Annotated in this window: 12 protein-coding genes and 2 pseudogenes; 6 read left to right on the forward strand and 8 right to left on the reverse strand. The window is 72.0% G+C overall.

The features are described from left to right. Positions 1-77 precede the first annotated feature (77 nt). Genes ACWFQ8_RS09790 through ACWFQ8_RS09800 form a run of 3 tightly spaced genes read left to right on the forward strand, consistent with a single transcriptional unit; the run spans position 78 to position 2331 of the window. Positions 78-485: a hypothetical protein gene (locus ACWFQ8_RS09790; protein WP_453785648.1), complete on the forward strand. Its 408-nt coding sequence runs from the start codon at positions 78-80 to the stop codon at positions 483-485. After that, entirely contained in the window at positions 482-1444 is a 963-nt protein-coding gene (locus ACWFQ8_RS09795; RefSeq protein ID WP_453785677.1) for an ATP-binding cassette domain-containing protein, read from the forward strand. Before ACWFQ8_RS09790 ends, ACWFQ8_RS09795 begins: the two co-directional genes overlap by 4 nt. Then, on the forward strand, positions 1441-2331 hold the full coding sequence (locus tag ACWFQ8_RS09800; protein ID WP_453785649.1) for an ABC transporter permease: 891 nt from the start codon (positions 1441-1443) through the stop codon (positions 2329-2331). The genes ACWFQ8_RS09795 and ACWFQ8_RS09800 overlap by 4 nt, the downstream gene beginning before the upstream one ends. Before the next feature lie 158 nt (positions 2332-2489). On the opposite strand, the gene ACWFQ8_RS09805 is transcribed toward ACWFQ8_RS09800, so the two are convergent. The 3 genes from ACWFQ8_RS09805 to ACWFQ8_RS09815 all read right to left on the reverse strand — a co-directional run bounded on the left by ACWFQ8_RS09805 (position 2490) and on the right by ACWFQ8_RS09815 (position 3539). Beyond that, complete coding sequence (locus ACWFQ8_RS09805) at positions 2490-2666, reverse strand: hypothetical protein (RefSeq protein ID WP_453785650.1); 177 nt, start codon at positions 2664-2666, stop codon at positions 2490-2492. A 61-nt stretch (positions 2667-2727) separates the two neighbouring features. Then, the gene (locus tag ACWFQ8_RS09810; RefSeq protein WP_453785651.1) at positions 2728-3093 is read right to left on the reverse strand and encodes a hypothetical protein; all 366 of its coding nucleotides are present in this window, start codon (positions 3091-3093) and stop codon (positions 2728-2730) included. Positions 3094-3293: 200 nt separating this feature from the next. After that, positions 3294-3539, reverse strand: coding sequence for a hypothetical protein (locus ACWFQ8_RS09815; protein ID WP_453785652.1), 246 nt, complete (start codon positions 3537-3539; stop codon positions 3294-3296). 216 nt (positions 3540-3755) lie between these two features. On the opposite strand from ACWFQ8_RS09815, the gene ACWFQ8_RS09820 reads away from it, so the two are divergent. After that, positions 3756-4235, forward strand: coding sequence for a histidine phosphatase family protein (locus tag ACWFQ8_RS09820; RefSeq protein ID WP_453785653.1), 480 nt, complete (start codon positions 3756-3758; stop codon positions 4233-4235). 15 nt (positions 4236-4250) lie between these two features. Here the strand turns inward: ACWFQ8_RS09820 and pucL are convergent, their stop codons facing one another. Continuing rightward, positions 4251-5168, reverse strand: a complete 918-nt coding sequence (pucL, locus tag ACWFQ8_RS09825) for a factor-independent urate hydroxylase (RefSeq protein ID WP_453785654.1) — start codon at positions 5166-5168, stop codon at positions 4251-4253. A gap of 181 nt (positions 5169-5349) precedes the next feature. Between pucL and ACWFQ8_RS09830 the strand changes: the two are divergent. After that, positions 5350-5925, forward strand: a pseudogene (locus ACWFQ8_RS09830) (ATP-binding protein); the annotation flags it as partial. Here the strand turns inward: ACWFQ8_RS09830 and ACWFQ8_RS09835 are convergent. Next, positions 5906-6826 carry an RNA polymerase sigma factor SigF gene (locus ACWFQ8_RS09835; RefSeq protein ID WP_453785655.1) on the reverse strand — a complete coding sequence of 307 codons (921 nt, stop codon included), beginning with the start codon at positions 6824-6826 and terminating at the stop codon, positions 5906-5908. The pseudogene ACWFQ8_RS09830 and the gene ACWFQ8_RS09835 sit on opposite strands and share 20 nt — an antisense overlap. Before the next feature lie 189 nt (positions 6827-7015). Here ACWFQ8_RS09835 and ACWFQ8_RS09840 point away from each other — a divergent pair, with 189 nt between their 5' ends. Continuing rightward, positions 7016-7159, forward strand: coding sequence for a hypothetical protein (locus ACWFQ8_RS09840; protein WP_453785656.1), 144 nt, complete (start codon positions 7016-7018; stop codon positions 7157-7159). 45 nt (positions 7160-7204) lie between these two features. Here the strand turns inward: ACWFQ8_RS09840 and ACWFQ8_RS09845 are convergent, their stop codons facing one another. The 3 genes and pseudogenes from ACWFQ8_RS09845 to ACWFQ8_RS09855 form a co-directional block, all read right to left on the reverse strand. Then, positions 7205-7582 carry a hypothetical protein gene (locus ACWFQ8_RS09845; RefSeq protein ID WP_453785657.1) on the reverse strand — a complete coding sequence of 126 codons (378 nt, stop codon included), beginning with the start codon at positions 7580-7582 and terminating at the stop codon, positions 7205-7207. A 24-nt stretch (positions 7583-7606) separates the two neighbouring features. Then, the gene (locus ACWFQ8_RS09850; protein ID WP_453785658.1) at positions 7607-7915 is read right to left on the reverse strand and encodes an SCO5918 family protein; all 309 of its coding nucleotides are present in this window, start codon (positions 7913-7915) and stop codon (positions 7607-7609) included. Between the two features lie 121 nt (positions 7916-8036). Next, a pseudogene (locus tag ACWFQ8_RS09855) lies at positions 8037-8252 on the reverse strand (DEAD/DEAH box helicase); the annotation flags it as partial.

The raw sequence follows: 8252 nt of genomic DNA on the forward strand, positions 1-8252 counted from the left end.
AACCCTCCGCCGGTTGATCCACTTGCCGGCCGGTAGCGGTGGGTGTGCCCTGGAGGGATGGGAGAGAGGAGCCCGTCATGGCTCATGCGGCACCCACCGCCACCCGGCGACACCACCGGTCGACAGTGAACGCGGACCACACCGCCAGGAACGCCCTCACCCGCGCCCTGCTCCTCGGACTCGTCTACGGGGTCTGGGCCGCCTTCATCGAGCGTCAGACGGGCCCGGTCGACGCGGGCAACGTCTTCTACGGAATCCTGTGCGGCGCGCTCTTCGCCGGCGTCATGTACGCCCTGAACCGCCTCGGCCCGCGGCTCACCCGCGAGCTCCACGGCGCCGCGTACGGGGCCTTCGGCGGTATCGCCGTCGGCTATCTGCACAGCCTCACTGACGCCGGCGTGCTCCGCTCCGCCGGCATCGGCCTGGCCGTCGGCGCGGGCGTCGGCGCGATCGCGTTCTACCGGTACTACACGCGCGAGGACTGAGTCCCACGAGCTCCGTCGGCCACGCGATCGAAACCACCGGCCTCGTCAAGACCTTCGGCGCCAACCGAGCCGTCGACGGGGTGGACCTGCGGGTCCCTCAGGGCACGGTCTACGGCGTGCTCGGGCCCAACGGCGCGGGCAAGACCACCGTGGTGAAGATGCTGGCCACCCTGCTGCGCCCGGACGCCGGCGAGGCCCGCGTCTTCGGCAAGGACGTCGTCCACGAGCCCGACGCCGTACGCAGCCGGGTCAGCCTCACCGGCCAGTACGCCTCCGTCGACGACGACCTGACCGGGACCGAGAACCTCGTGCTGCTGTCACGGTTGCTCGGACACTCCCGGCCCGCCTCCCGCGAGCGCGCCGCCGAACTCCTGGACGCCTTCGGGCTCTCCGCCGCGGCCGGCCGCCAGGTCAAGCAGTACTCCGGCGGCATGCGGCGGCGCATCGACATCGCCGCCTCCATCCTGAACACCCCCGACCTGCTCTTCCTCGACGAACCCACCACCGGCCTCGACCCGCGCAGCCGCAACCAGGTCTGGGAGATCGTGCGCGCCGTCGTCGCCCAGGGCACCACGGTCCTGCTCACCACCCAGTACCTCGACGAGGCCGACCGGCTCGCCTCGCGGATCGCGGTCATCGACCACGGGAAGGTCATCGCCGAGGGCACCAAGGGCGAGCTCAAGGCATCCGTCGGCGCGGGCAGCGTGCACGTGCGGCTGCGGGACCCGGGGCGGCGGGACGAAGCCGTCCGCGTGCTGGCCCGGGTGCTCGACGAGACCGTCTCACCGGATCCGGACCCGGTCGCGCTGACCGCCCGCGTCGACGACGCGGAGTCCGCCGCCGCCGCACTGGCCGAGCTGGCCCGGGCCGGGATCGTGGTCGACACGTTCGCGCTCGGCCAGCCCAGCCTCGACGAGGTCTTCCTCGCGCTCACCGATGACAAGGGGGCGGCGACATGAGCGTCAACACCCAGCAGAACGGCCGCGCCGACACCGCAGACACGGCCGCCCCCGGCGCCGGTGAACAGGACTTCGTCGCCCCGCGCGCCGATCAGCTCGCGGCGCTGCTGGTCTCCGGCCGGCGTCCGCCGCGCCCCGGCGCGCTCTCCACCTCGCTGACCTTCGGCTGGCGCGCCGTGCTGAAGATCAAGCACGTCCCGGAGCAGCTCTTCGACGTCACCGCGTTCCCGATCATGATGGTGCTGATGTACACGTACCTCTTCGGCGGTGCGCTGGCCGGCTCCCCGGAGACGTACATCCAGACCTTGCTGCCCGGCATCCTCGTGATGTCCATCGTGATGATCACGATGTACACGGGCGTCTCGGTCAACACCGACATCGAGAAGGGCGTCTTCGACCGCTTCCGCACGCTCCCCATCTGGCGGCCGTCGACGATGGTCGGCTACCTGCTCGGCGACATGCTGCGCTACACGATCGGCTCCGCCGTGATGCTGGCCGTCGGTCTCGCCCTGGGCTTCCGCCCGGCGGGCGGGGTGGTGGGGGTCCTGGCCGGAGTGGCGCTGCTGATCGTCTTCTCGTTCGCCTTCTCGTGGGTGTGGACGATGTTCGGGCTGCTGCTGCGCAGTGAGAAATCCGTCATGGGCGTCAGCATGATGGTCCTGTTCCCGCTGACCTTCCTCAGCAACATCTTCGTGGACCCGAGCACCATGCCGGGCTGGCTCCAGGCCTTCGTCAACAACAGCCCGGTCACCCACCTCACCACCGCCGTGCGCGGGCTCATGGCTGGAGAGTGGCCGGCCGCCGCGATCGCCTGGTCTTTGGGGTGGGCGGGACTGCTGGTCGTGGTCTTCGGGCCGGTCACGATGCGGCTCTACAACCGCAAGTAGCCGTAGGCGCGGACGGCCCGGCCCGGTACCTCTGCCCGAGGTGGCCGGGGCCGCCCGAGACGGCGGCGACGGTTCCCGTGCCGTGGCCGAACCGCACGTGACCACGCCCCGTTGCCGGGGCACGGGAACCGGTCCCCCTCGCCGTCCCGGCCCGTCCGCTACGCGCCGGAGTCTGCCGGAGTGCCGTGCTGCGGTTCGGACTCGGACTCGGACTCCACGGACGCGGCCGGGATCTTCGCCGGCGTCGCCGGCTCGGCCTGGCGGGCCGGCGGGGCGGAGCGGGAGGCCTCGGCGCGGAGCATGGCGTTCAGGGCGGTGTACGGGTCGAAGGGCATGGCGGAACCTCAAGGTGCTCGTCGGGGTGTGGTGGGGGGTGTGCGTCGCCGACCGGTCCGGTCAGCAGCGCAGCACCACACTCCGTACGGCCCGCAGGGACAGTGCCGGTTCGGCCGCTCCCCCTACGGGTCGCGCCGACCGCCGCGCATGTTTCACGTGAAACATCGGCTGCCGTGTGCGCCGGGGCTCCGGCACTCCGCGCGCGGCGGCCCGCAGGGCGGACCGGACCTCGGGGTCGGCGGCCGGATCGGGCTGTCCCTCGGTGGGCTCGACGGGAGCGGCGGACGCCGGACGGGCCTCGGCGACCGTCGCGGCGGCCGGGCCCGCGCCGAACACGCACAGCAGTACGACGCAGGCCGCTGTGAGGGCCCTGGTCAGTACCGTCCGCGCCGCCCGAACCGTTCGTGCGCGCCGCCTCCCGCTCATGCGGGGGATGTGCCCCGACACGCCGAAGGACTCCCGGCCGGTCGTCCAGAAGCCCCCGACCGGCGGACGCGCAGACCCCCTCACGGCCGACAGGCGGCCTCAGCGCACCGGTGCGAGTTGCGGACGGGCCCCCGGCGGTTTTGCCTGGATCCATGAACGATCCCTACGCGTACGCCCTCGCCATGGGCGGGGCCCAGCGCTCAGACGGCGACCAGAGTGGCCGTCCCCGCGCCCATCAGCGCGGCGGCGAGGTGCATGGCCGGATGGCCGTAGTCGCCGGACCAGAGGTGGCGCGCCAGTCCCCCCAGGGCGGCCAGACCCGTGACGACACCGATCTGGCCGAACAGCGTGACGGCGGTGAAGGGGGCCACTAGCAGCAGGAACGCGTTCATCCAGAACGGGGCGGCGCCCGTCCAGCCCCGCCACTCACAGATCGCCGTCGGCATGTGCGACCGGCCCCCTTCATTATCAACTCACCGGCTGCACAGCCTCCTTGGGCGCGGCGGCCGACACAAGGCCACGTTCGGCTAGAAAACCGCAGACCAGGCCGAAATTCGCCCCCCGTGTCGCCCGGCGCCGCGGCTGACCGGGGCTTCCGCGCCACCGGAGGAGCCGGACGCCACCGCGTCGGCCACTCCGGTGGCGCGCTTACGCTGCCCCGTATGACGACCCCCTTGGTGCGAGTCCACCTGGTCACGCCCCCGCTGGACGCGGCCGGCCGGCAGGGCCGGTTCGGGACCGGGCTGCCCTGCCCGGGCTACGCGGGCCTACGCGGCCCGGACCCGGGACGGTGGGCCGGGCGGACCCTGGACGAGGTGGCGGCCGAGGACCCGCGAGCGCTGCGGGCGTGGCTCACGGATCCCGGCTGCGCGCCCCCGGGCGGGGAGTCCGTACGGGCGCTGACCGCCCGCGTCGGCGCGGAGCTGGCGGCCCTGACCGCGGGCACGCACCGGGCCGTGGTCGAGCAGGCCGTCGTCCGGGCGGCCGTGGTGCACGCGCTGGAGCTGCCCGCCGAGACCTTCTGGCGGCTCGACGTACGGCCGGACACGGTCACGTGCCTCACCGGGCGCGCGGGGCGGTGGAACCTGCTGGTCGGGCAGCCGGACGGCCCCGACCCCGCGACGCGGTCAGGGCCGCACTGACGGGCGAGGAGGGTGTTACGCCACGATCCAGTCGGACGTGGCGATCACCGGCCGCACGCCCTCGCGGTGGATGGTGCCCTCGATCAGGCCGTACATCCGGTCCGCCGCGAAGTAGACCTCGTTGTCGTTCTTGAGGCCGAAGGGCTCCAGGTCGACGAGGAAGTGGTGCTTGTTGGGGAGGTTCAGGCGCACCTCGTTGACCTTCGGGCAGTTGTCCAGCACCCGCTCGGCCATCTGGTTCAGGGTCTGCTGCAGCGAGTACGAGTAGGTCTCCGCGAAGGCTTCCAGCATGTGCTTGCGGACCTTCTTGTACGACTGGTCCCAGTCGTGGCCGGCGTCGTCGGCGGCCAGCGCCGAGTGCGCCCAGCGCGAGGTGACCTTGGTCGCCAGGATGCGGTCGTACGCCTCCTGGAGGGTCGTGTACTTGTCCTTGATGTAGCCGTGGAACTCGGAGTGGGTCGAGTTCATGACCGTCAGGTCCTTCAGACCCGAGATGACCTGGAGGCCCGTGGTCTCGCTGTAGGTGACCTGCGCCGTGCGCACTTCCTGGCCCTTGCGGACGAAGGAGTGCTGCTCCTTGCGCGTGGGGACCGGGATGCGGTCCCACACGTACTCCTCGATACGGATCTGCGCCTCGCGGATCGGCGCCTGCGAGGAGACGAAGTGCTTGGCGAGCAGGATGCCGAAGGCCTCGGGGGAGGCGATGCCGTGCTCCTTGCCGAAGGCGTACACCGTGTTCTTGGTGGTGTCCGTCGGCAGGCAGTTGGCGTTGTCACCGGTGAGGTGGACGTCGCTGAACTCGCCGCGGAGCGCCACCGAGACGTTGAGGTCGCGGATCTCGTGCCAGGAACCGTCGCTGCCCTTGCGGGTCACCTTGACGATGCGGTTCTCGGCCTTGCCGTACTGGTTCTGGGCCAGGACGTGCTTGCTCATGGAGTCTTCCTTCGGGTACTCGGGAACACGGAGTCCGGTCGTCTGGATCCCGTACGCCCGGCGTCCAGCGGTCTGCCCGCTCCCCGCCGTTCGGCCCCGGGGGACCGCCCCGGGACTGACGTGCATCCCGGTCCGTAGGTGCTTGGCCCGATTTCGGGTCGAGGCCTGAACGGATTGCAACATGAGGGCGGGGGGTCGGCCACCGCACGAATCCTCCGAACACCAGCCCCCTCGGCTTGGGCGAGCCCACAGATCCGCAGGTCAGACAGCGTGTGCGTCCGCCGCCGAGAGGGCCTCGTCCAGGATCGCGAGCCCCGCGGCGCCCACCGCCGCCGGCCCGTCGGCGGCCGACGGCGGCCCGGCGCCGGGGGACCTAGGATTGGCACTCTTGCGAGGGGGTAGGCGGGCGCGGAGCGCGGAGAACGGAGGCCCGGTGGCCGAGCAGACGCGAAGGCTGATCCTGGGCGGTGCCACGTCCGGTGTGGTCGGCCGCTGCCGCGACTTCACCCGGCAGGCCCTGGCCGACTGGCACTGGCCGGGCGCGCCCGAGGGCGTCGAGGACGTCCTGCTCCTCGTCTCGGAGGTCATCACCAACGCGTGCCTGCACGCTGGGGGGCCGCGCGAACTCGTGCTGCGTCACTCCGCCGAGCGGCTGCGCGTCGAGGTCAGCGACGACAGTCCGGAGCACCCCCGCCCCCGGCGGCCCGGCGACCGGGCGCTGCCCGGAGGGCACGGGCTCATCGTGCTGGAACGGCTCGCACGGAGCTGGGGCTCGACCCCGTACGCGGACGGGCGGCCCGGGAAGACGGTGTGGCTGGAGGTGTCCGCGCATCCGGGCGGGCGGACGGGTCCGGCTCGTCCGGCTCTTCGGTGAGCAGACCCTCGCGCAGCCGGGCCAGGGTCCGGTTCAGCAGCCGGGACACGTGCATCTGGGACAGTCCCAGCCGCTCGCCGATCTCGGACTGGGTCAGCTCCTGACCGAAGCGCAGCGCGAGCAGCGTCCGCTCCCGCTCGGGGAGGCCGTCCAGCATCGGCTTGAGGGACTCCAGGCACTCGATCCGGTCGAAGGCCGTCTCCTCCTCGCCGAGGGCGGGCTGCCCCGCGTAGGCGTCCTGGTCGCCGTCCTCCTGCATCGGCGCGTCCAGGGAGCGCGCGGAGTAGGCGTGCGCTGCCTTGAGCCCCTCGGTGAGCTCCTGGGGCGTGACGTGCAGGTGCCCGGCGAGCTCGGCCGAGGTGGGCTCGCGGCCGAGGTCCTGCTCCAGGGCGTCGTGGGCCTTGGCGGTGTCGATCCGCAGCTCCTGGAGGCGCCGGGGGACCTTGACCGCCCAGCTGGTGTCCCGGAAGAACCGCTTGATCTCCCCGGTGATCGTCGGCATCGCGAACGAGGTGAATTCCACCCCGCGCTCCGGGTCGAACCGGTTGATGGCCTTGATCAGGCCGATCGTGCCGACCTGGATGATGTCCTCCATCGGCTCGCTGCGACCCCGGAAGCGGCGGGCGGCGTACTTCACGAGGCTGAGATTGAGCTCCACGAGGGTGTTGCGGACGTAGGAGTACTCCGCGCCGCCCTCCGTCAGCTCGGCCAGCCTCCGGAACAGGGAGACGGACAGGGCCTTCGCCTCGTGGGTCGCGACGTCTGTGAGGTTTGTACGGTGCATGGCACTGTGCTCCTCGGGCGGATACGTCGACGCACTGTCCATGGGGATATACCCGGACGAACTACCCCGTACCCCCGTCGCGGAGCCGGCATCGCCGCAGCGGCGGAACCCCGGGCGTCAGGGAGCCGTAGAGGGGCGTTCGCGGGCGTACGGGAGCCGTCAGAGGGCGGGTGCGGCCCGAAAGAGGCGTTGTCCTCGGCCGGACTCGCCGCCAACACCGAGAGCCCGCGGTACGGCCTGCTGGTCTCGGGCGCCTCCGACAGGGCCGCCGACCACCCGGACGTCAAGGTGCTGGAGCTCGATACGGCGCTGAGGGACCTGAACGAAGAGTAGGCGGCGGTCCGCTGGACCGCCGCCCGAGGTCCGGCCCGGCCGGAATCACTTGTCGGAGTAGCTGAAATCCCCCACGGTCCAGGCGCCGACGTCCTTCACGGCGATCCGGTACATGCCGCCGGTCTCCGGGATGCCCAGGGTGCCCTGGAGGATGCGCGCCACGTGGAAGTGCAGGTGGGAGGGGGTCCCGGCGGTGGTCACGGTGCGGCCGGACTCGCCGGAGGCCTTGAAGACGTCGGCGAACGGGGCCAGCTGGTCCGAGTCGCGGAGGACTTCGGCCACCCGTTCGCGCCAGACGCGTTCGGGGGCGAGGCGGCCCGTGATGACGGCGCCGTGGACGACGACGGTGAGGGACATCTGGTTGGTCTGCTCCGACTCGACCATGGCAGCGAGGTCGGTGAGCAGGTCGTCAGGGGTCGACATGGGCAAGAACTCTAGCAAGCGCGCTCAGGCGTCGGCCGGAGTACCGAGCAAGGCCCGCGCTTCCTGGAGCGGAGTGCGGACGGGCGCCGGAACGGGGGCCGTCAGGTCGCGGCAGGTGAAGCCGAGGCGGGTCAGCGCCCGGGTGACCTCGGCGGCCGTGAAGTCGCGCCGGTCCTGCCGGGTGATGACCTCGCCGACCTGCTTGACCGGGTAGGAACGGCGGCCGATCGTGACGGACGCACCCGTGACGGGCTCGGCCTTGATGCCCTTCATGGCCTCCTCCACCTCGCTCTTCTCGAGGTCGAAGGGGTACCGGGCGATGACGAAACGCATGATGCCTCACAGACGGGGAGGGGTGCGGGTGCGGGGACCGCGGCCGCGGCCACGGCGGTCCGCCCGCCCGCCCCGGGCCGGGGGTCCGGCGGGCGGGGCGGGCGGGCGGGGGGACGTGGCGTCAGGCGGCGATGCCGGAGCTGCGACGGCGCTCCTGCGCGGGCCGGCTGCGACGGCCGCGCTGGGAGCTGGTGCTGCGCCTGGGCCGGTCCGAGACCGGTGCGGTGATGATGACCGGAACACCGGAGGGGGTTTGTGCGCCGGTGATGCGGTTGAGGGCTTCTTCGCCGGAGTGGACTTGGGTGGTTTGTGCGGTGACTCCGGCGGCGGCCATGAG

The sequence above is a fragment of the Streptomyces sp. NPDC055254 genome (assembly GCF_053606025.1).